Below are 24,951 nucleotides of genomic sequence, written 5' to 3' on the forward strand. Positions count from 1 at the left end.
AAATCAGATAGTTTAAAATGAAAACTAAGAAACTCCTTTTTGCCTTGCTAATGATTTTGTCATTACAATTGACATACGGTCAAATTACAACCGTAAAACACAAAAACCACAAAACTTTTGACATCCCAAAATGGGAAGTTATAGACATCGTCATTAAAAGCAAAACGAACATAAAACAACCTTACCGTTCAGATTTTGGTGCTGTTTTTACCCATGAAAATGGAACTACTCAAAAAGTCCCAGGTTTTTATAATGGAAACAACGAATGGATTGTTCGTTTTTCTAGCTCACTAAAAGGAAAATGGAGTTATATTACCTATGCTGAAAGTTCTAAATTGAAAAATAAAAAAGCAAAAATTTCAGTAACAGATGCCAAAGAAAATAAACACGGAGCCATTGTAATCAACCAAAAAAACACAAAACGTTTTAGTTACCAAGACGGAACACCTTACTTTCTTTTGGCTTTTGAATGTGACTGGTTGTATGCTTTGGATTATCACAACAAAAAAGAAATTCCCAAAACAGATCATTTACTAAATCTTATTCAAGAAAATGGATTCAATCAAGTAGTAATGAATGTATTTTCATATGACGTAAGTTGGAAAAAAGATGAAAAATTAAAAGAGCATCCTGAACATGAATTTGGAGGTCCAAAAGATATATTTCCTTTTTTAGGAAACAATGACCATCCTGATTTTTCTTCTTTAAATCCAGAGTTTTTCAAAAAATTAGATCGAACTATCAGCATGATGAACGACAAACAAATTGTTTCTCATTTGATGATTTATGTATGGAACAAATTGGTTGCTTGGCCTGAAATGTATTCAGAAGCAGACAACATGTATTTTGATTATGTTGTAAAACGTTACCAAGCTTTTCCAAACATGCTTTGGGACATTTCTAAAGAAGCTTTGTATTATGGAAGAGCAGACACTAAATACATTAACGAAAGAGTAGATAGAGTTAGAAAACTAGACAGCTACAAAAGATTGTTAACCGTTCACGATTATGGCTACTGCAACAAAAATCCTGAGAAAGTGGATTTTATTTCTAGCCAAAACTGGTCACATAACATATACGATACTATGTTAGAAGCAGGTCAAAAATTTGACAAAAAACCAGTATTCAATATTGAGCACGGAGGTTACGAAGAATCTCCTTACACTGTTTTTACAGGAAACTATGACAATGCTGAATATTGTTTAAGAAGAAACTATATGTGCTTATTTTCTGGAGTCTACACTACTTATTACTGGCAAGGAACGTCATGGAATGCAATTATTTACAATCCTTTTGAACAACCAAAAGGTGTCTACAAACCTAAGTTTGATTATTTTAAACACATGAATTCTTTGTTTAAGAATTTAGATTTTAGCACTTTTAAGCCTGTTCCTCATAAAAACGCTGGAGTTTACAATTTATCTGACGACAAAGGAACCGTTTTATTATACGTGCCAAAAGAAAACCACAGTATACGTGTTTGGTTCTTTAAAAAAGAATTGAAAAACAGAACTTTTGAGTGGTTCAACACATTAACAGGAGAAAGACAACCTTACTCAGGCCCAACAGCAGGTCAATATATGTCTCCTTGGAGCGGACAAGCAGATGCCGTTCTTATTTCTAAACTAATCAAATAACAGCCATGAAATTTCACAAATTAAAGTACATCGTTCCCATTGTTTTAACTTTTATTTTAGCTGCCTGTGCTACTCAAAAAGAAGTAAATCAAAAACAAATCAATAAGAAAGTTCTTGTTTTTTCTAAAACAGCAGGCTTTAGACACAAGTCCATCCCTACAGGAATTTCAACATTAAAAGAGATGGCTGAAAGAAAACAGTGGCAAATAGATTTTACCGAAGATGCATCGTTATTTAACGACGTTAATTTGCAACAATACCAAACCATTGTTTTCTTAAATACCACAGGAGATGTTTTGAACAGAACCGAGGAAAAAGCGTTTGAGAACTACATTAGAAACGGTGGTGGATACCTGGGAATTCACGCAGCAACAGATACTGAATATGACTGGCCATTTTATGCAGAAATGATTGGAGCACAGTTTGCATCACACCCTAAACAACAGACAGTTACATTGATCAAAAATAAAGATTGTAAGCATCCTGCTACTGATCATTTGCCTGATAGTTTTAATAAATTTGACGAATGGTACAATTTTAAAAAACCTGTAGCAAAACACGCTAATATTTTATTATCTCTAGATGAAAGCAGTTATACTGGAAAAAGAATGGGAGCAGAACACCCTATTGCATGGTACCATACGTACGAAGGTGGACGTGTTTTTTATACTGGAATGGGACATACTGATAAAATATATACTGATCCAGATTTTATAACCCACATAGAAAAAGGAATTGACTGGACTTTAGGAAATATAGAAGTAGAAATTCCAGAAAAAGGAATTTCTATGTTGGACACAAAACTTTCTAATTGGGATATTTGGATGGGAATTCCTCACACATCCGTAAAAAATCTAGAGGCTCCTAAGTTTGACAACGTTATGAAAAAGGAGGGTATCCCTTTAGGCTTGCACAACGACCCTAAACAGGTATATTCTGTAATTGAAGAAAATGGAGAACCTGTATTAAAAATTACAGGTGAAATTTATGGTGGATTGACAAGCAAAGACGAATTTCAAAACTATCATTTTTCTGCTCAATTCAAATGGGGAGAAAAAAAATGGGAACCAAGATTAAAAACCAAAAGAGATAGCGGAATTATTTACCATGCTAAAGGACCTCATGGAGCGTTTTGGAAAACCTGGATGTCTTGCTTAGAGTTTCAAGTACAAGAAGGTGACTGTGGAGATTTTTTCCCTTTAGGAACCTTAAAAGGAGATACTCCAGCAGACTCAAAAACAAACAGCAAAGGAAAAACATACCACGTGTACAATCCTAAATCTAAAACATACTTTACTGGAAGTGTTTCCAAATCTGAATTGCATGAAAAACCAAACGGAGAATGGAATACTATTGAAATTTACTGTTTAGGTGATGAAAGTATTCACTTGGTGAATGGGCATGTAGTCAACCGAGTTAAAAATGCAAGACAAAAAATTAATGGAAAAATGATTCCTGTAACCAAAGGTAAAATTCAAATTCAGTCAGAAGCTGCTGAAGTTTATTACAAAGACATCGTAATTACACCTATCAAAAAATTCCCTAAAAAATATGACAAGTTGTAGTATTTTTTAAATTTTAAAACCCAGAAAGGGATTTCTTAATCAATTTAAGAAATCCCTTTTTTTTATTGTGTTGATGTTCTCCGGTTTCTGAATTTTTAACAGAAATAAAATCTTTACAAAAACACAAATGTTTGTTCCTAAAAAATTGTTTTCTATAGAGACTATTTATAAAATTGCATTTTACGATACGTTCTTAATTTGGATATCAATTTTATAAATGAAAACGTATATTATTCACTGCCCTAATCCATCAAACATATGTCTGATTTATTGATCAAAGCCTTTTTACCCTTGTCACTTGCCATGATTATGTTTGGAATGGGAATGACTTTGACTCCAAATGATTTTAAAAGTGTATTTCAACATCCAAAAGCGGTAATCATTGGTCTTATCAACCAAATTGTGCTTTTGCCTTTGCTAGCTTTTTTACTAGCACTTATCTTTCAACTAGATGCTGTTATGGCTGTAGGAATTGTCATTTTAGCTGCTTGCCCTGGTGGACCTACAAGCAATATGATTACCCAAATTTGCAATGGAAATATCGCTTTATCCGTAACGTTGACCGCTATTGCCAGTTTTACGAGTATTGTTACCATTAACATTATTGCTTCTTATGCCTTGGATTATTTTGGAACAACAACTGCCATTATCAAATTACCAATAGTAGATACCACACTACAAATTATGACCATCACTTTGATTCCTATTTCTTTAGGAATGTTGGTTCGTAAATTTAAAACTGGTTTTGCCATTCGTATGGAAAAACCCATGAAAATAGCCTCAACATCTATTTTTGTATTGATTTTTATTGGAATTATAGCTACCAATTTTAGTTTGTTAGGAGATGCGCTAAAAAGAATTGGGGTGGTTACTCTTTTGCTCAACATTGGTACTATTGGACTGGGATATATGGTTGCAAAAATTTTTAAACTAAATTACAAAGATGCTATTGCTATTGGTGTAGAAGGTGGTATTCAGAACGGAACGCTTGCTTTTGTAATTACCACAACCATTTTAAACAATATGGAAATGGCAATCCCCACAGCTGCATATTCTGTTTGGATGTATGCTTCCGCCAGCATTTTAATGTGGCAATTTGGTAAGAAAAAATCAAATATTGCTTTAAGCGTATAAAAAAACTCGTTTCTTTACGTTAACAGAGAACCTCTCCGTTATGAAAAAGAAACGAGCAAAAACAAAACTCTCAAAACTATATTTAAACAGCTTTTATATATAAAAAAGTTACATCAATAAACTCTTTTACACATCAATCTAAAGGTTTGAAAACAATCTCGTAAGATTTGGAATCTTTCAATACCTTTTTAGTGAATTTTTGTACATCTTTTGGTGTGATGGACTTTACAATCTTTTCAAAATTCTTAGGATCTTCCATATTGTATCCTTCTCTATAAAAAACAGTCAACAGTCTCATATCAAAACTATTGTAATCCTTTTGTTGCTTTCTTTCTTTAAGGTAATTGGTCAATGTTTTCTCTAAATCTAATTGCTGAATATCTCCATTGGCAATCTTTTCTATTTCTTGATGCACAATACCAATCAACGATTCTACCTTGTCTGGGTCACAATCAAAACTTACAGAAAGTACTGCTTGTTGTGATGGTTTTTTGGATAAGTTTGCACTTACATTGGCTCCATAAGTACCACCTTCTTCTTCTCTTAAAGTTTCTGTGAATCTTAAGCTTAAAACATCTGCCAATGCACTTGCCACAATATTTTGTTTCAGACTGTATTTAAACTCTTTTTTGTAGGTAATCCTAACAGAGCTTTTGGCATCCTCCATTTTCAAATAAATATCTTTATCTATATTTTTTTCTTTCCATTCTGTAGCATCATCTTTCCAATATTCTCTTGTCTCATTAGTAGGAATACTTGCAATGTATTTTTCTATCAACGGTTTTAGTTGTTCTTTTTGAACATCTCCCACAATAAAAAATTCAAAATCTGCTGCATTTCCAAACCTATCTTCGTAGATGGATTTGATTTTATCAAAAGAAATCTCATTCACAAAAGAATCATTAAAAATACGGTGTCTCGGATGTTTGTCTCCATACAAAGTAACAACCACACTATCGTTCATTTTCTCGTTAATGTTCTGACTTCTTCTTACTTGATAATTTTTTACATTTTGCATAATCACATCGTATCCTTCTTTGTCAAAACGAGGTTTTACAAAACGAAGAAAAACCATTTGCATCATAGTTTCAACATCTTTGGTTACCGATGCTCCCGAAATATTTTCTGTGATACTACTTAAATTTATAGATGCATTTGCTGTTTTTCCAACCAATACTTTAGGCAAATCTGTAGCAGAATAATCTCCTAAACCTGAATACTGAATAACGTTTTCTAGCAAATTCGCAGAAGGCAAATCAGAATCTTTTAACAAAGACATTCCTCCATCACTAATTGCTTTCAATTTCACATCGTTCTTATTTTTGTCCGCAAATTTGTAATGTACTTTTATTCCATTATTTAGTACAAATGTTGTAGCTCCTATCGTTTTATTTTCCGTCTCCGAAACAATTTCCCCTGGCTGAATATCTAAACCACTTGTCAATGTTTTTCCTGAAAAATTATCTGTATGCGCTATCAAATTCTCGTCATTTTCTACCGTTTTCAGTATACCAATAGCCTCCTCTTCAGTCAAATTTTGTTTCCCTTTTACTCCTGTAACCATCAAAAATCTATTTTCTTGAGCATACAATTCTTTCATTCTTTCATGAATCTCATCAGACTTTAAATTCTCAAAAATAGTTTTTACAATTTCATACTCTTTGCTAATATCAGTAATGGTCGAGTTGTTTAAGTAATTGTCTTTTATGCGCTGAACAATACTCCCATGAGATCTATCTTCTTCTTTGATGATTTGATTTTCATAATAATTTTTAAATGCTGTAATTGTTCTTTCAATTTCAGCCTCTGTAAAACCAAACTTTACAGCCCTATTAACCTCTGTTAAAACAGAAGCAAATGCCGCTTGTTGTTGATTTGGCTTGGGAGAAACAGAAATATTAAAAACATTAGTAGTTCTTGTCTGTTGCCCAAATTTGACACCCGCTCCTAAAAAAGTAGCATCCGATTTTACAGACAATTCCTTTATTCTTTTAGACAACATGGTTGTAACCATACTATTTAATAAAGATTGTTTTAAATCTGCAATGGTTTTGTCTTTTAAGAGTTTAGGATGCCTAATTCCCAATAAAATAGAAGGGGTAGTTATTTCTTCATCCATAGCTAGGACATAAGACATTTTTTGATGTTCTGGAATGCTTACCAGAAATCTTTCTTTGGGGTTTTTGACTGCTGGTATTTCAGCAAACAATGCCTTGATTTTTTCTTCAACAACGGCTACATCTACATCACCCACAATAGCAATTGCTTGTAAATCGGTTCTGTACCAATCGTGGTAAAAATCTCGCAACGCTTTGTATTCAAAGTTAGCAACCACATCCATAGAACCAATTGGCAAACGACTTGCGTAAATGGAATTGTTAAACATGGTTGGTAGTGACTGTTGTAAAATACGCATAGAACCGCTCTGACGAGTTCTCCATTCTTCTTTAATCACACCTCTTTCTGCATCAATTTCTTCATCGGTAAGTAACAAATAATTAGACCAATCGTGTAAAATTAACAACCCTGTATCTATCAATTCTGGAGTTGTAGGAATGTTATTGATATTGTATACTGTTTCATCAAAAGAAGTATAGGCATTGATGTCTCTACCAAAAACAAGCCCGTGTTTTTGCATGGAATTCAGTACTCCTTTACCTTCAAAATTTTCAGTACCATTAAAAGCCATGTGTTCTAAAAAATGTGCCAATCCTTGCTGGTTGTCTTGTTCTAAAACAGAACCTACATTTTGAATGATATAATAACTAGCAACTCCCTTTGTGACGTCTGTATTTTTAATATAATACGTCATTCCGTTAGCTAACACACCTTTTTTAACAGTTTGATCTACGGGTAATGGACTTTCTAAATCTATGCTTTGAGCATTGTTATTCACACTTACAATTAGTGCAAACAAGAACATCATTTTTCTCATTTTCTTTGTTTTAATTTCTATGCCTCTTGATTAAAATCGTTCCACCTAAAATAGCTATTAGAAAAGGAATAATCCCTAAAACAACAACTTTCAACCAGTTGATTTGCTTTCTGGTCATTAATATTTCTGTATCAATTGGTTTGGGTCTTTTTATTGAAACAGAATACTCATTATTGCTAAACCATTTGAACATTTTTTTAGTAAAAGACACGTTTACATTTCTGGGAGAATTCCTAGTCACCTGAGCATTGCTCATAAAATCTGCATCTCCTAAAACCACAATTCTTTGTTCTTTTGAACCGTTTATTTTCCTTTTCATAGCAATGGCAACAGGAATTTCTTCTTTACGATTGTTGATACTATCAAAAACTATTTTTTCAATATTCAGATCAAAAGGCTCTGTTCTTCTCCAAGTGTTTTCTTTGTTACTTATCAGCAAAGGTATTGTTTCAAATTCTGAAGTATTTTCATAAGTAATTCCCATAGCTTTAGGATGCACCACCACAGCACTTTCATGAAATTTAAATCCTTTCAAAGCTTCTTGTTTTGCAAATTTACTTTGAATCAAATCCAGTTCAAAATTTTCACTTTCTTGCAACAACTCACCCTCTAAAAAAGCAACTCCAAAAGTATTTACAATAGGATTTAGCAGTTCTTGTTTTCCAGGTTCTCCAGCCAACAATAAATTTCCGCCAGCTTTTATGTATGTATTTATTTTTTGCAATTCTTTCTTAGAATACGCATACTTAGGATCTGAAATCACCAAGACATCCAACGTAGTATTTATGGTATCTGTTTCTTTAAGTGAAATGTCTAACACATCAAAACCAGAGTTGATCAATGAACCTCTAACGTTCAATCCTTTGGTGATGTATTTGTACGAATCATTCCCTTTTTTGTAAGTATCTCTTTCTCCATTACCTGTTAACATTCCTACAACTCCCTGTTTTTGAATCAATCGTTTTAAGGTAGAAGTAATGTCTGTTTCATTAGGATACACATAAATATCATCAAACATACGAAGCGGAATTGTTTGGTCTCCATAATGTATAAACCTCACAAATCGATTGTCTTCAGATTTCAAATCAATTTTCTTTCTTATCTGTTCTGGGGACAGCACATTCTTTAAATTCACATGATGTACTCTAGCTGCTTTCTCCACCAATTTACGCATCGTTTTTGTGGTATCCATGTACGTGATAGAGTCGTAATAATAGACATAATTCATCTCCATTTTTGGAATAAACCTTCTGTACTTCTCAAAACTTCTCAAATCTTTGATACGGTTTTCAGGAGCCCCATAACGTGCTGAACTATGAATCAAATTGACATAATTTGTCATGTGAATGGGCTCCTCTAATCTTTTGATGATTTCCTGTGACGTTTCTGTCAACGTTCTGTCTTTAAAACGTGTAGTGTCGTAATATTTATTGATTGTAGGTAATGAGCTTACATAACCTAATCCCATTACAAAAACAAACAAACCTGAATAACTAAGTGTTTTTGCAAATAATGATTTTCTTTTTCGTTCGTAGGTAAGTTTTAAAATTCCAAGTATCAAAAACAAGAAAATCACCAACAGAAAATAGAGAATATCTTTGGTGCCTATAAGACCATTTACAAAATAATTAGCCCTTCCTCTCATAGACAACCAATAGGTAATTTCTCTGATGAAATCATACACCTGTCCTACGTTTCCTATAAAATTAAAAAATGCAAGAACGGCCAATGTACTGATGGCAGCAACTACTTGATAATTGGTTAGTGTAGACATAAACAAACCAATGGCAGCGTAGGCACTCATCAGCAAATAAACACCTAAAATCCCTCCTAAAACAAACTTGATATCAACAGCTACTATAGACATTGTTCCAACAACAATAAAGCTAGAAAGCAAAATGGCCAATAGCAGGTTGTAAATAGCCATGGATAGGTATTTCCCTAGAATAATCTCTTTGATTTTTACAGGAGAAGAGTACAATAATTTGATAGAACCACTACTGGTTTCTTTACTCATCAGTCCCATAGTTAACAAGGGAATGTACAAATACAAATAGTTCTGAACTTTAGCCAGAATACCATCTTCTCCTGCGTACAAAATTTTTGTCAATACACTAAGTGGTCTTCCTAATTGCTGATTGGTTTCGTATTTATAGAGCAATTCTGTAAATGTCAATCCTGTTTGAATAAAGAAAATGATAAGGACGAACCAAGCAATTGGAGAATAGAACATTAAACTTAGTTCTAGCTTTGCTATTTTTATAATTTTTCTCATTTATTCGCGTAATTTTTTTTCTTTGACAATTGAGCAAATATTGCATCCAAAGAGCTTTTTTCTAACTGAATTTCTGAAAGACCCCAACCTTTTTCTATACTTAACTGAATGATTGTTTTTGTGATTTCTGGATTGGCATCAAAAGTCAATCGAACATTCTTTTTGGTAACATAATCTACATGAGTAACTCCTGCTATTTCTAAAAACTCAGCAACCAAAGGCGGATTGTCCATAGAAATTAAAACAGTGTTGGGTTCAATATAATTGTTAAAAGCATCCATGGTGTCTTGAAAAACAGTTTCACCGTGTTCAATCATCACAATATTGTCACACGTTGCTTGTACCTCTGATAAAATATGTGTTGAAAGTATTACTGCACGATCTTCTGCAATATTTTTGATAAGCCTTCTTACTTCGGTAATTTGGTTAGGATCCAATCCATTAGTCGGTTCATCCAAAACTACCAATTTAGGATTGTGAATAATGGCTTGAGCCAATCCTACACGTTGTTGATATCCTCCTGATAAATTTTTCAAAACACGTTTGCTAAAATGCCCTATTCCACATTTGTTTTTAGCAACCTCAACAGCTTCTTTAATTTTGTTGGAAGGAATAGATCTCATGTATGCACAATGCGTTAGATACTCATCTACGGTCAATTCCAAATACAAAGGTGCTTTTTGAGGTAAAAAACCAATCAATTTCTTTGCTTCTACAGGATTCTCTCTAATATCTATACCATCAATCAAAGCCAATCCTTCTGTTTGATTGATGACCCCACAAAGAATATTCATAGTGGTAGATTTTCCTGCTCCGTTAGACCCTAACAATCCTAAAATACCTCGGTTTTTTATTTCAAAATTTATATTTCTAATCGCCCAATCTTTGCTATATCTGTGTGATAAATTTTGAACTTTTGCAATGCTTTCTTCCATTGTTGTACTTTTATTTATAAAATAAATTATATAATTAGTTGCGCTTTCTTTTAATCAAAGTAAAAACTCCTAAAATTGCCACTAGAAAAGGGACTAAACCGATAAAAGCAATCTTTACCCATTTTAGTTTTTCTTGAGATATTAGAATCTTATTGTCCGTTGTTGTAGGTCTTGTAGTGTCTATAGGATATTCCCCATTGCTAAACCACTTAAACATCTCTTTGACAAACGTATAATTTTCTTGCTTTTTTAAATTAGATCTGCTTATTTCTTTATTACTCATAAAATCCGCATCTCCTAGCACCATTATTTTTTGTTCTTTTCCCTGAACATTTCTTTGGAGTGCAAGCGCTACCGTAACTTTTTCTTTTTTATATTTTTCCGAATTAAAACTTATAGAATCAGTTTCTAAATTGATTTTCTCGGTATGATTCCACACCTCTTCTGGATTGGTTACCACAACTGGTGTTGCATTAAAACCTAACGTATCTTTGTATGTTATTGCCATTGCATTTGGCAAACTTATTACGCTTTTTTCTTTTATTGAAAAACCAAGATTTAACGCAGTGTCTGACATTTTTCCTTGTATCAAATCTAGCTTGTAATCTTGCGATTCTTGTAACAACATTCCTTCGGAAAACTGAACTCCAATTTCTTTCAAAATAGGATTTAACAAAGCTTGTTTAGAAGGCTCTCCTGCAATGACAGCACTTCCACCTTGTTTTATATAATTGCTAATTTTTTTTAATTGATCACTTTTATAAGCTTCAATAGGATCTGCTATTACCAATACAGAAAGATCTAATGGCAACTCTTGATTGTTTTCTATAGAAACAGGAGCAACTTCAAAACCTTGATTTATTAGAGACGTTCTAACATTAAGCTCTGCCAATACTTGCTTATAATCTTTATCACCTCTTTTGGCTATTCCTCGTTCGTAATTACCTGTTAGCACACCTACTTTTGGTGCTCCGTGTAAAATATTTTTAATTGCTGCCGAAACTTCTGCTTCTTTTGGATAACCAACTTGGTCAAAAAACATACGAAGATTGGCCGTTTTCCCTTTGTACTCTACCACCCTTACAAATCCATTTAACTCTGGTGACAAATCCACAATCTTATCAATTTCTTCAGGATTTAGTACCTCATCAAAATCATAACCATTTGCGGTAGCATAACGTTGTGCTCTTTCTAACAATGGTTTTCCTGTCTCATCTCTTTTGTCTAATGTGTAGTTGTAATATGGCTGATAATTTATTTCTAAATTTGGTAAAAATCTAGTATAATCTTCAAATTGTCTCAAGTCAAAAATTCTAAACTTAGGAGCTCCTATGTGAGAAAAATAATTGATGACATTAGGATAAACCGTTATTTTTAGAGGAGCATCCAATTGCTTGAACAACTCTTGACTGTTTTTTGTTAGTGTATTTGTTTTGAACCTAGTTGTATCATAATATCCGTTAAACACAGACAATGAACTTAAATAACCTATAAACAAAACACTTGCAACAACAACTGAATATCTTATTGCTTTTGTGGCACTGCTGTAAGAACTTCTACCTGCGTTCAATCGCATGATACTCAAAGTTAAAAACAGACTTATAATCAATAAAAAATAAATAACATCTTTACTACTTATCAACCCTATTCTAAAATTATCAACTCTGTCGGAAAGTGACATCCAATAAGTAATATCTCTTACAAAATCTATACTTTGTCCTACGGAGCTCATAAAGTTTAACAGCGCAAAGACAGCAAGCGTACTCATAGCAGCTACCACTTGATACGTTGTCAAACTAGACATGAACAATCCTATAGCAGCGTAAGAACATGCCAATAGATAAAGTCCAAAAACACCTCCTAACAGATAGTAAAAATCTATAGATTCAATAGAAACAACACCGATCAATACAACTCCAAACAACACCAATACTAATAGAAAGCAGTACATTAACATGGCTAAAAACTTTCCTAAAATAATTTGCCTATTGGTTATAGGTGAAGAAAGCAATAGTTTGATAGAGCCACTGCTCAATTCTCTACTCATCAACCCCATGGTTAATAAAGGAATGTATAAATATAATTTGTTTTTTACTGAATTGAAAAAAGCATCATACCCTCCAAAAACATCTTTTGTCAACCCTTTTAATTTATTCCCTAGCTCTTGACTGGCAGCTTTTGCATCAATCAAATCGGTAATGGTGATACCGCATTGAATGATGAAAATAATCAATACCAACCATGCTACTGGTGAATAAAACAGGATACTCAATTCTACTCGAGCAATTCTTACAATTTTTTTCATTCTAAATTTAGTGCTTTTTAGACAATAGTTTTCCAGCCCTAAAGTAAGTAAGGCTTTTCTTTTTTATATATTCTGATGCATAATTAATTATGTGGAGTGCCCTAAAACACTCCACATAATTTTTTATTTACTTCTGAGGTGCAATTGACAATACACGATCAAAACCAGTAAAACTTGTAATGTTAGCGGTATCTATATTTCCTACTCCAACATTTACAATTGGCAAAAGGTATACCTTTCCTTCAACATCATTGTAAGTAGACATAACCAACTGTTTGTTGTTTGTACTTATATTATCTGTTGAATATTTGTCAGGATAACCTGACTGCTGATACATTTGCAACGTAGTAATACGCTCTCCTGCTGGTGCTGTATAACGAAGTTCAAATGTTGGCGTTTCTGTACTGTACAACATTGCATAAATTTTGGTTTCTGTAGCATAATACATCACTCTTTGGTCTACAGGCAATACAAAAAATTCTGCATTTTCTATATCTGGAGCAGAAGCCAAACTGTACAATCCTTTTGGTGCTGGTGGTATTGGACTTGGGTAAAGATCTCCTCCACCATCAAGAATATACAAAGTCAATTCATTTGTTGTTTTGTCTTTTAGCAAATGCCTAAAATCTCCTGTAGAACTTACGCCAGCAGCTAAATTTATTTTATCCTTTACATCATCTGGATTGAATATTCCATCTGCATCTCCAGGAACAGCATGCATGCTAGTATCACCAAAAGCAATCGTTGGCAAATACACAAAGTGTTCGTTTACTTCATCGTAAAAATTGAATCTTACAGGCAAAGGATAGTACGAAAACCCATTGTATCCGATATGATCTGGAACGGTATACGTAAAGTCAAAAGGCAATCCAAATTTTCTTGAAGCTCCCATATAAGTTGCAGTCAATTTTCCGTTCCCTACATACACATCTCCCTGAACTATAGCACCCAATGCTTGAGGTTGGTAATTATCAACACTAGAAAAGAACAAGTCATCATTTTCACCTTCAAATGTGTAATCTAACGTATTTACACGCACCACACTTTGATCTGTAATCCCTAACAATGCATCTACACCATAAATAGTGGTAAACCTCATTTGTTTGATCAATCCATCAATAGTGGTTCCGTTAATAGCTGAATACACATTGTATTTCACACTAATTTCTGTAGAATTTTGTGTCACTTCTGGTGACATGATATGACTTAAATCTGTATTGATTCCATCTGAAGTTACCGCGATAACCAAACCTTCTCCTATATTGTTTTGAACCGTTAATGGCCAAGCAACACTGTATTCCAAATTTGTTTCACTATCAATAACTTTGTAATACAATACATGATTCTCTCCAACTTTATTGGGAGGCAATCGCACTTCATATTCTAGATTTTTATCTGTACTAATAACATCAAAAAAGTCATCGTTGGGCTCTAAATTAAGTTGCCATTCATAACTTAAATTGGATTCTGATAAATCTCCAATATCAAGAGTCGGATTAATTTCTAAGGTTTCAAATTGTCTAACAGACAATGTACTCACCCCAGTGGTATCTATAGATACCGCTGTAATTTTGTTTAAGTCTAGCTGACTATCATCTTTGTAACACGATTGTATTAATAAGAAGATGGTAACTAAACAAAATAACTTGAAAATTTTTATATTTTTCATCTGTTTATTTTTTAATTGTTTTACGTTTCTTAACTTTTGGAGAAACAAAAATGGATTCATCAAAGGTTAAGCATAGACTATTACGATAAGACAGAATTGTATTTAATCGTATTTAGATTTGGAATAATATCTTGGTACAATTTCTTGTCCTGCCAATGTACCGTCATCGTGTAATAATGGATTGCCTGGATGATCTAAATTCCACTGTTTTATATAATCTCCAAATTGAGTTCCCAAAGCGGTAGCCCCAGCAGTTCCTACCAGAAAATAATCCGCACGATCAAATTGTGTAACTCCTGTAGATTCTACAATAGCTCTATAAGCAGATGTACTTGCTACAGACGTAAAAAAGTAACGATAATAGGTCCAAGACGGAACCACAATTTGATTGGTCCAATACAACGTAAAATCGTTTGTTTCTGCTACTCCTGAAGTAAAATCATCTGAATCTGACAATTCTAAATTCACAGAAACTGTTGTACTGCTCAACGGTTCTGAGTTGTACAACTTTACATACAATTTACCTTCGTATTCATTAGCTTTTACCACACCTTCCAAAATTTCAAATTGATCTTCAGTTGCAGTGGTAGCATCATCACTAGTCATAGTTGCTGTAAAGTATCTATCAACCTCTGCCGCTCTTCCAATAACCTGCACGTCTACTTCTTGAATGTATTCTCCTGTTTCATTTCCTAAAAACGAATAGGTTTTTTCGTAGGTTCTATTTACAGATTCAGGTAAAAAGGTAACCCCATTATCCCCTTCAAATGATGTAATTTCATCTTTAGCACATGCTGATAAAAAAACAAATGTTATCAACGTATATAGAGCACCTATTTTTAGATTTATTTTTTTCATAATTTATAAGTTTTAAATGTTAACATTATTTCCACCCCATTAAAATTCCGAGTCAGGATATGGTAAAACATAAACAGCATCATCTACTATAATTTCATCACCTACTCCTGAAAAAGTGGTGTAGCCTAATCTTTTGTAATAAAAAAACAACTGTCCTTCTCCTATAAATTCTTTTCTGTATTCTTTTTCTAATTCAAGTTTTAGCTCTTCTTGAGTGGCTGTGTCTGGAATATCTTCAATAATACCTCTACTTGACCTTACGGTGTTCAAATAGTTAATGGCTTCTAATGTTTCTCCTGTATTGATGTAATATTCTGCTGCGATGTAATACATTTCTGGCAATTTCATCAATGGCACTTTTTCAGGATGAGTAATTCCTGTTTTCTGAATTAATTTTGTACTAACCAAACCTCTTGTTTGACTCTCTAGCAACGTATTGTAACGAATGTCTGCCACACCAATATTGGTATTGCTAGTTTCGTACAAATTATCTGCAACAGTTTGCGACAAGTACAATGCATTGTAATTGGTGGCTGTAGAGGCAGAGTTTAAGATTCCTAACGTTATATTTTCGAAAGCCGTTACATCTAACCCAAACAAGATTTCTGGATACAACAAAGGATCAGAAGCTACAGAATATGTTTCTGAATTGATCAATATCTTGTTTGATTTTTGAATCACTTCTTCTGCCGCTATACTAGCTGCTTGTAAGTTTTCCTGTCCACCTTGCCATGCGTAAACTCTAGCCTGTAAAGCTTTTACAGCATAATAATTCATACGCAATTCTCTAGTATCGTAAAAACCTGTTCTGTTTACTTCTGTATAGTAATCATCTGTTCTGTCTACTTCTGTATAAATAGGATCTTCTTTTAACAAATCTTCAGCCATGGCTAGATCTTCTAGCATCAAATTAAAAGTTGCTTCGTAAGACAGTGGACTTGTTACTGCTTTACCAAAATCTATCACGTATGGAATTGCTAAACTTCCAGCTACATCAGTTCTTTCTGCCAAATTACCCATTCCGTAAAAACGCATCAAATCAAAGTGAACAAAAGCTCTCAGCCCTAACAATTCACCTTTGATAATGCTGTAATTAACCGTTCCTAACAATTCTTGTTTATCGTCAATTGCATCTAAAGCACTGTTGATGTTTGCTATTACATTGTACGAATTTGTCCATATAGCATCTACTTGTGCAGTGGATATTGTACCTCTGTAATTGTACCCTTGAACTTGACTGTACAAAGCACTACTTGTAAGAGGCTCATATTGTCTACTTAATATATCCGCCAAATTGTACATCATATCTTTACTGTACAATTCTGGGGCTGTCAATCCTATATACACTCCTATCAAAGCATCTTTAAAACCCGATTCTGTATCAAACTGACTTTCTGCTGTAATGGTTGCTGATGATGTTTCATCTAAAAAATCATCGCAAGACACTGCTAACAACATTATGAAAATCAATAGAAATTTATTTTTTATTTTTTTGATTGTATTTTTCATATTTGAAAATTTAGCTGGTTATTAAAATGTTGCCAATAATGAAAAAGACAACGTTCTTGCAAAAGGATAACTAGTTCCTCGTTCAATTTTAATACTCGAAAATTTAGCAACTTCGTTCATATTAAAACTCAAACGCAACCTGTTCAAACCAAGATCTTCAATCATCTCTTTTTTAAAGTTGTAGTACAAATTGATGGCTGAAATATCGATTTCATTTCTATCCTGTACAAAACGAGTTGTAGCACGAGTTTTTTCTTGATAAGCGGTAACACTACCATCTCCATTACTGCTATTGTAATCTCCCAATCGTTTGTACAAAGCTTCTTGTCCTGGCACCAACCAACGACCTGTTAACACTCGTTTGTCTACATTATAATTAATATCTACGTTCTCTACTCTGTCTACAAGTGTTTGGTTGTACAATTGTCCACCTCCTATAAAGCGACCTGTAATTCCCATACCAAAACCTTTGTATTCACCGTTAACTCCAAAAATTCCTTGATAATCAGAATTGCTGTTTCCTGCTACAACCAAGTCATCTGAACTCCATTCAAAAGTTGTGTTTCCATCTTTATCAACATAAATTTCATTCCCTGTTGCAGGATCAATTCCTAAGGAAGGAACTGCCCAAATAGCGTTTAAAGATTTTCCGTCTTCATAAATTAATACCGGTTGATTGTTTCCTCTATCCGCAGCTCTTTCTTTGGCCAATTCATTTACAGATTTTAGTGCATCTGAAAGTTCTACGATTTCATTTTTATTGGTTTGTATCCCAAAATTAAAAGACAAAAAACTAGTATCATTAGACCAAACCAAGTAAGATGCATTGATTTCTATTCCTGAGTTTTTAACCTTTCCTATATTTTCACTTACAGAACTAAATCCTGTAGAAGTTGGTACTGTTAAATCTGTAATTAAATTTTCTGTAATACTTTGGTACACATCAAACTTTAAAGAAAGTCCCTTAATTTTTGCATCCAATCCAGCGTTGTAATCAAATTTAGATTCCCATTGCAACGCACTGTTAGACAAATTATCTAAATAAGAACCGCTAAAACCTTGGTACAAATTATCTAAGTAATAAGAATAGGTTGCTATAGACTGATTGGTATTAAAGTTTTGGTTTCCTGTAGACCCTAAACTCCCTCTTAATCTAAACTCACTCAACAATTTATCTTTCAAAAATGCTTCATTGTGCAAATTCCACCCAAGTCCTAAACTCCAGAAAGTAGCCCAACGTTTGTCTGCACCAAACTGAGAAGAAGCATTGGTTCTAAGGGTTACATCTGATAAGAATCGATTGTCATACACATAAGATCCTACGGCCAAAAGTCCAAAATCTCTTGAAAGTCCTTCAACACCAGAAGGTCTAGTTCCCAAAGCATAATCTCTACCAAAAATAATGTTATCACGTCCACTAGGAAATCCTTCTACGTTGTGTACCAATTCCTCATATCTCTGCTCACTTACGCTAAATCCTACATTAGAGAAATACGTGTGCTTGTCAAATGTTTTGTTGTACATCAAGTTAAAATCTCCAGAAACTCTTGTGCTATTTCCGTTGTTTACCTGATAAGATCCTTTACGTTGTATTTGTTCATCAGTTACGTATGAGTCAAAACTTGTATGATCTGATGGAAGAAAAATATCAGCATCATTGTATTTTAAATCAATACCAATTCTAGTTGTAGCTCTTAATTCTGGTAAAATATCCCATTCAATATAAAAATTGTTTAAGAAATTAAGATAAGAAGATTCTGATTTTGTGTTGATCGTTGTATTGTACAATGGATTTGTATACCTGGTTCCATCTGGTGAAATTTCTGAATAATAAGGTATGCTACCGTCTGTATTTACGGCTCTCCAATAAGGATTCATTTTTACATATTCACTAAACTCTCCGTAAGGTGATTCTGTAGATTTTGTACTTGTTATAGAAGTTCGGTTGGTGAAAGACACATTTTTTACACGGTAAAATGTATTAAAACTCCCATTCAATGTTTTTCTGTCAGAACCAATCATCACTCCTTCAACATCGTTGTAAGATAAATTTGCCAACATACGCAAATCTTGTCCTCCTAATTCAACAGACAAAGAATGACGTTGTCCTATTCCTGTTTGCAAAGGTTTAGAAATCCAATCGGTGTCCAAACCTTCTAAAGCTAATTTTTGTCTGTAATTGTACAATTGTTCCAAACGAACATAATCATCTGCATCATCAAAAACAGAAGGCATATAAACACCGTCAATACGTTCTGCTTCTATTTTTTCTAAGGCATTGGTCAAGTTGTAACTTGTCAAGTCTGGAATTTCAAAATCTAGATTTGAATTGTATGTCACACGAACTTTCTCGTTGCTCAATTTTTGTGTTTCAATAACCACCACTCCGTTGGCAGCTCTAGAACCATAAATAGCTTTAGAAGCCGCATCTTTTAAAATAGTTACACTCTCAATAAAATTAATATCTAAGTCTAATATTTGTTCAATGGTACTTTCAAAACCATTTAGAATAAAAAGAGGTTGGTTTGGATCTTTTAGATAATTCCCTCTTAAACTAGCACTCAAATCTGAATCTTCTGTTGGCAAAGATGAAGCTCCACGAATTTGAACATCCGGCAGTGCATTGGGGTCAGAACCAAGCTCAAAACTATCAAATATTGCGATAGATGGATCTATATTTTTTATGGTTTGGAACAAATTGGCATTCCCAACTCTTTTTAACTGTTCTTTGGTAATGGTAGATGTAGCTCCTGTGTAATTCCCTGCATTACGCTTAAAAATACCCGTAGATATTACAACCTCATCTAACTCATTTAATGATTCTTTAAGAATTACATCTATAGTAGTTTTGTTTCCTACTTTAATTTCTTGAGTAGCATAACCCAAGCTTGAGAATATTAAAATACTCTCTGAATTGGGAACTAAAATTCTATATTTCCCGTCTAAATCTGTAGATGTACCAATACTTATGTTTTTTACAACTACTGTTACTCCTGGAATTGGAGCACCTTCTTCATCTATTACTTTTCCAAAAACTCGTTGTTGTTGTTGTTGTTGCTGGATGTTGGCAGTTACAGATGTTTTCTCTTTGATAACAATGGTGTTGTTAGGTGTAATTGTTACGTTTACCTTATCTTTTGGAAAACTTTTTTCTAACAACTCATTTAGTTCATAAACACCTTTTTTTAGAAGAACATCCGGAAAATCATTAAACAAATCTTCTGCATAAATAAACATGTAGTCGCTTGTTTGCTCCTTGATGATTTGAAATACTCCATCCACACTTACAGTGGTGTCTTTTTCAATCTTAATTTTGGTTTTTTGAGATAGATTTTCTGTTGGTGTAAAGCTGAACATTGTTGCACTTAGCAAAAACACCAGTGTTTGAATAGCGCGTATTCTCAGTCCCTTTTTATTTCTAAAAAGAACATTAGTCAATTTAATTTTCATAAATTTGCTTGTCGTTAGTTAGTTAATTTTTAATTGATTAATACATTCTAAAAGGAGGAGATAGTCACATACTTTCCTAGGGTTGAAACTATAGCCTCTTTTTTTATATATTAAAATTGTATTTTTTTCTATTCGCTCTTGTTTATTTCATTGGCACTTATTATGTTTTAGATGGTTCTATTATTTTAAAATGATTGTTCTATCGTTTATGGTATAAGAATTAATTACGCTTGCATATTCCATCAATTGAAGAATGTCATCTATGCTGTAATTTTTATTGATCAATCCTACAAATTTTTGACTCTCTAACTCTTTGTTCTCAAAAATCACATCTACATCGTACCAACGAGATAACACCACCATAATATCTTTCAACACCTTTCTATCAAAGTTGAAAACTCCGTCTTTCCAAGCTATTTCTTTGCGAACATCTACCTCCGAAACTGTTAGAGAATTGTTATCTAAATTCAATTTTGACTGTTGATTAGGCACCAAAACCATATTCATTGAATTGACAGAAACAGATACTTTACCCTCTACAAGAGTTGTGTAAATATTGCTTTCATTTTTATACGCCTTAATGTTAAACTGTGTTCCAATCACCTTAACTTGTTGCTCTTTATGATATACTTTAAACGCAGCACCTTTATGTTCTGTACTTGGTGACACATCAAAATAAGCTTCACCATAAATAAGCTCTATCTTTCTGGTAACACCTTCTACAAATGCAACAGGATACTTTAATTTGGTTTCAGAATTTAACCACACTTGCGTTCCATCTGACAATTTGACAAAAAACTGTCCACCTCTTGGAACCGTCAAATAGTTATACTCTATACTCGTACTGTCTTTTACAGAAGCCACATAAACAATCTCTTCTCCATTACTTTTAAGGTTTGCTGCGGTGTACGCTTGCCCTTTGTTCAATTTCACAGAAGAACCATCTCCTAAAGTCAGTATAGCCTTGTCTGTACCTGCTTTAATCTTACTCTCTTTAACTGTTTGAGAAGTTGTAGCTTTCTTAAAAACACTTGTATTTCTATACATAAGTGTAACTGAAATCAAAATCAAAATTGAAGCTGCAGCAGCCACAAACTTGGTATTCCTAAATAAAAACAAAATACTTTTTTCTTCCTTTTCTTGTTTTTTTGTCAACACCTTTTTCCATGCAGTATCTGCATTTATTTCGGAAAATTTTTTAACCGCGCTTTCTTCTTTCTTTAATAGCAATAAACTTTCATAAAGCTCTCTGTTTGCTTCTGACTCAAGAAGCCACTCTTGAAACAAAACTTCTTCTTTTTCACTTAAATGGGATGCAATTTTTTTTAATAAAATCTTTTTCTTTTTCACGTTAACGTTATTTAATAAATTATAGCCTTTATATACAAGACCCAAAAAGAAGATTTAGGGTGATGTTTTTTTAACTATTTTTTTACTTTTTGCTAAAATGAGTAATTTAAAGAATTACTTGACTAGAAATTATGTAGAGAATACAAGCGCTTTTTAAAGTAGTTCTTAGTATTTTAAACGCTTTTTTCATTTGTGTTTTTACCGTATTTATAGAAATTCCTAAAGCATCTGCAGCTTCTTTGTATTTCAAATCATCTAACACGCATAACAAAAATATTTTTTTGCATTGCTCTGGTAATAAGTTTATCTGTTTGTATAACTGAACTTTTTTTTGAAGAGCCAATTCATTTTCACTTTCAGTATTGGATTCATTGTAAAAAAGAACTGTTTCGTCAATCTTTTCTGATTGGTACTTTTTGGAGATTCGTTTTAAACTAGCATTTCTAACAGCAACTTTCAAATAATTTTCTAATTCTTTTATTTGATCTTGCTTCTCCATTATTTTCACAAAAACATCTTGAACAACATCTTCAGCTTCTGCAATATCTTTTGTGAAAAAAAAAGACATAATACACAAGTCTTTATAGCATGCTTTAAATGTTTTTTCTAGATTACTCAAAAGTATAAAACTTTAATATTCTTTGGTGATTCTGAGATAATTCTAAGGATAAACGATCCTTTTTTTCTCTCTAATAATACTCACCAAATTTAGAAAAAAAGAAACTATGCTTTTCTGAGTAAAAACAGAAGCACAACCAACAATATACAATTCTAATTTTTCTTGAGCTTATAAAAACCAAAAACGCTACCAGAATTTAGCAGCATTTTTTTTAGACCATTGACACTTCCATCAAGAGTACGTGTGTATTGGTTTTAAACTTAAAATTAATTATTTCTTGAGCTACAATCCCCATTCCATCTCTACTTATCAATTCCTGATCTCCCACAAACAACTCCCCATAAATTACAAAAACATACAATCCGTTGTTCGGGTTTTTCATTTCATATATTGCCTCTGTATTTCCTTCAAACTTACCCATATGAAAATAAGCATCTTGATGAATCCAAACACCATCATCGTTTTTATTAGGCGATAATATTTGGTAAAATTCATTCGGTTTTTCCAACTCCTTAATTGATTGTTGATCGTATCTAGGTGTTACTCCTTGCTCATTTGGAAACAACCATATTTGCAAAAATGCTACAGGAACCTCAGCATCTTTATTGTATTCGCTATGAAAAACTCCTGTACCAGCACTCATCACTTGTATTTCTCCTTCTTTGATAATTCCATGAGTTCCTATAGAATCTTTATGCTCTAAATCTCCAGATAACGGAATAGAAATAATTTCCATATTATCGTGTGGATGGGTTCCAAATCCTCTTCCTCCAACTACTTTATCATCATTTAAAACTCTTAAAACTCCAAAATTCATTCTTTCTGGATTGTTGTATCCTGCAAAACTAAAAGTATGATGACTTTCTAACCAACCATGATTGGCATGACCTCTAGAACCTGCTTTGTGCACTACTGTTTCCATAATTTTTTGTATTTGACTAATTAGGGTTTTATAGTCGGAAATTTTCTTAATAACTTTCATTTTACTGACCTATTGAGTTTGCTTCAAAAGACACCAAAGCATCTGAATCCCAGACAGTTTTTAGCTCTATGGGATTGCAACAAACCTCACAATCTTGAATGTAAGTTTCACTAACAGAAAACTCTAACTGCATCGCAATGGTTTCCCAACAATAAGGACAAGTAAAATGATGTTCCATTTCTTTTTTAAAACCTTAAGTTACAAAAATCAATCTTTTTAAAGATTAATTACTTTTCCAAAAATAAGGTGTCAAAACAATCAAAACTGTAAACAACTCCAAACGACCAAGCAACATTAAAAAAGAACAAAATAGTTTGGCTGTATCACTCAAATGCGCAAAATTATCTACAGGACTCAACGATCCTAAAGCAGGTCCAATATTCCCCAAACAAGAAGCGGCTGCTCCCAATGCTGATAAAAAATCCAATCCTAAGAGAGTCAACACAATGGTGCTTAAAATAAAGATCAGCATGTAAATGACAAAAAACGATAAGATGTTAAAAATAATTACTCGAGAAACTCTGCTTCCATTGTAACGCACAGAAATAATTGCTTTGGGATGCAATTGTTTTTTCAATTCCAACATAGAATTTTTAATCATAATTACGTGTCGAACCACTTTTACACCTCCACTAGTGGAACCTGCAGAACCTCCTATAAAAAACAAAGAAAACATTAAGGCGGTGGCCAAATAATTCCACATGGTAAAATCTGCCGAAACAAAGCCTGTTGTTGTAATAACACTTACTACTTGAAAAGCTGCATGTCTAAAAGCACTCTCAAACTCCCCATAAGGTTTTGGATGGTATATTGTTGTTTGTAACGATGGTTCTTGAAAAAAGACAATTAACATTGTTATTATAATTGTTACCGACACACTAATTAAAAAATAATATCGGAACTCATCGTCCTTGTAAATCTTAGATGGTTTTCCTTTCAAAGCAAAATAACTCAACACAAAATTAGCACCTGCAACAAACATAAATCCAATAATGATATATTGAATTAGCGGATTTCCATTCCAATAAGCCAAACTATTATTCTTCGTAGAAAATCCCCCTGTACTTAACGTAGCCATTGCATGATTGATGGCATCAAACCAAGACATTCCGGCTACTTTTAACAACAGAAATTCTGCAATGGTAAAACTAAAATAAATCAACCATAATCTTTTTGCTGTCTGTGTAATTCTAGGGTGTAATTTGTCTGTAGAAGGTCCTGGTGCTTCGGCTACAAATAGCTGCATTCCTCCAATTCCTAACAAGGGTAAAATAGCCACTGTTAAAACAATAATTCCCATTCCTCCAATCCAATGGGTAGCGCTTCTCCAAAACAAAACTCCTTTAGAAACGCTTTCTATATCTGTTAAAATAGAAGCTCCCGTAGTAGAATATCCTGAAATTGTTTCAAAAACAGCATCGGGAAAAGAAGTAATGGTGCCCGTTAACAAATAAGGTAAAGTTCCTGTTAACGTAAGCATCAACCAACCCAAAGTCACAATTAAATAACCATCTCTTTTCTGAATATTTTTTTCTGCATTTTTATTAAAAAACCACAATAAAAACCCCAACGCAATAGTTAACAAACCTGCACTTAAAATTCCAAAACTAGCCTCTTCATGGTGGTACCAACTAAAAGGTTCTGACAACAACATAAAAAAACCATTCATCATGGATGTCAACCCCATAAAACTGGCAATAATTTTAAAATTTAACCCTTTCATGAATC

16 protein-coding genes are annotated in these 24,951 nt (G+C 33.2%); 3 read left to right on the plus strand and 13 right to left on the minus strand.

What is annotated here, in order from left to right; genetic code table 11:
- The first annotated feature begins 17 nt into the window (after positions 1-17).
- From Q4548_RS00740 to Q4548_RS00750, 3 genes are all read left to right on the plus strand, one after another.
- Positions 18-1,637, plus strand: a complete 1,620-nt coding sequence (locus Q4548_RS00740; protein ID WP_303450228.1) for a DUF5060 domain-containing protein — start codon at positions 18-20, stop codon at positions 1,635-1,637.
- Between the two features lie 5 nt (positions 1,638-1,642).
- Complete coding sequence (locus tag Q4548_RS00745) at positions 1,643-3,202, plus strand: ThuA domain-containing protein (RefSeq protein ID WP_303450229.1); 1,560 nt, start codon at positions 1,643-1,645, stop codon at positions 3,200-3,202.
- A gap of 258 nt (positions 3,203-3,460) precedes the next feature.
- Positions 3,461-4,336, plus strand: coding sequence for a bile acid:sodium symporter family protein (locus Q4548_RS00750; protein ID WP_303450230.1), 876 nt, complete (start codon positions 3,461-3,463; stop codon positions 4,334-4,336).
- Between the two features lie 133 nt (positions 4,337-4,469).
- Here the strand turns inward: Q4548_RS00750 and Q4548_RS00755 are convergent, their stop codons facing one another.
- The 13 genes from Q4548_RS00755 to Q4548_RS00815 form a co-directional block, all read right to left on the minus strand.
- Positions 4,470-7,271, minus strand: a complete 2,802-nt coding sequence (locus Q4548_RS00755) for a pitrilysin family protein (RefSeq protein ID WP_303450233.1) — start codon at positions 7,269-7,271, stop codon at positions 4,470-4,472.
- A 10-nt stretch (positions 7,272-7,281) separates the two neighbouring features.
- The gene (locus Q4548_RS00760; protein ID WP_303450235.1) at positions 7,282-9,546 is read right to left on the minus strand and encodes a Gldg family protein; all 2,265 of its coding nucleotides are present in this window, start codon (positions 9,544-9,546) and stop codon (positions 7,282-7,284) included.
- Positions 9,543-10,481, minus strand: coding sequence for an ABC transporter ATP-binding protein (locus Q4548_RS00765; protein ID WP_303450238.1), 939 nt, complete (start codon positions 10,479-10,481; stop codon positions 9,543-9,545). Before Q4548_RS00765 ends, Q4548_RS00760 begins: the two co-directional genes overlap by 4 nt.
- 34 nt (positions 10,482-10,515) lie before the next feature.
- The gene (locus Q4548_RS00770) at positions 10,516-12,786 is read right to left on the minus strand and encodes a Gldg family protein (protein WP_303450241.1); all 2,271 of its coding nucleotides are present in this window, start codon (positions 12,784-12,786) and stop codon (positions 10,516-10,518) included.
- A 127-nt stretch (positions 12,787-12,913) separates the two neighbouring features.
- Positions 12,914-14,455 (minus strand): PKD-like family lipoprotein, encoded by a 1,542-nt coding sequence (locus tag Q4548_RS00775; RefSeq protein WP_303450245.1) that lies wholly within the window; start codon positions 14,453-14,455, stop codon positions 12,914-12,916.
- Positions 14,456-14,557: 102 nt separating this feature from the next.
- Positions 14,558-15,313, minus strand: a complete 756-nt coding sequence (locus Q4548_RS00780) for a DUF4843 domain-containing protein (RefSeq protein ID WP_303450247.1) — start codon at positions 15,311-15,313, stop codon at positions 14,558-14,560.
- Between the two features lie 39 nt (positions 15,314-15,352).
- The gene (locus Q4548_RS00785; protein WP_303450250.1) at positions 15,353-16,822 is read right to left on the minus strand and encodes a RagB/SusD family nutrient uptake outer membrane protein; all 1,470 of its coding nucleotides are present in this window, start codon (positions 16,820-16,822) and stop codon (positions 15,353-15,355) included.
- Positions 16,823-16,843: 21 nt separating this feature from the next.
- A complete protein-coding gene (locus tag Q4548_RS00790; protein WP_303450252.1) occupies positions 16,844-20,272 on the minus strand; it encodes a SusC/RagA family TonB-linked outer membrane protein in 3,429 nt (1,142 codons plus the stop codon).
- A 180-nt stretch (positions 20,273-20,452) separates the two neighbouring features.
- Positions 20,453-21,622 carry a FecR family protein gene (locus tag Q4548_RS00795; RefSeq protein ID WP_303450255.1) on the minus strand — a complete coding sequence of 390 codons (1,170 nt, stop codon included), beginning with the start codon at positions 21,620-21,622 and terminating at the stop codon, positions 20,453-20,455.
- Positions 21,623-21,728: 106 nt separating this feature from the next.
- Entirely contained in the window at positions 21,729-22,241 is a 513-nt protein-coding gene (locus Q4548_RS00800; protein ID WP_303450258.1) for a sigma-70 family RNA polymerase sigma factor, read from the minus strand.
- Between the two features lie 211 nt (positions 22,242-22,452).
- The gene (locus Q4548_RS00805; protein WP_303450261.1) at positions 22,453-23,163 is read right to left on the minus strand and encodes a pirin family protein; all 711 of its coding nucleotides are present in this window, start codon (positions 23,161-23,163) and stop codon (positions 22,453-22,455) included.
- 61 nt (positions 23,164-23,224) lie between these two features.
- Entirely contained in the window at positions 23,225-23,401 is a 177-nt protein-coding gene (locus Q4548_RS00810) for a CPXCG motif-containing cysteine-rich protein (protein WP_303450264.1), read from the minus strand.
- Positions 23,402-23,446: 45 nt separating this feature from the next.
- Positions 23,447-24,946 carry a TrkH family potassium uptake protein gene (locus tag Q4548_RS00815; RefSeq protein ID WP_303450266.1) on the minus strand — a complete coding sequence of 500 codons (1,500 nt, stop codon included), beginning with the start codon at positions 24,944-24,946 and terminating at the stop codon, positions 23,447-23,449.
- Between the last annotated feature and the right edge of the window lie 5 nt (positions 24,947-24,951).

It is taken from the genome of Wenyingzhuangia sp. 2_MG-2023, from assembly GCF_030548295.1.
Classification (GTDB): Bacteria; Bacteroidota; Bacteroidia; order Flavobacteriales; family Flavobacteriaceae; genus Wenyingzhuangia.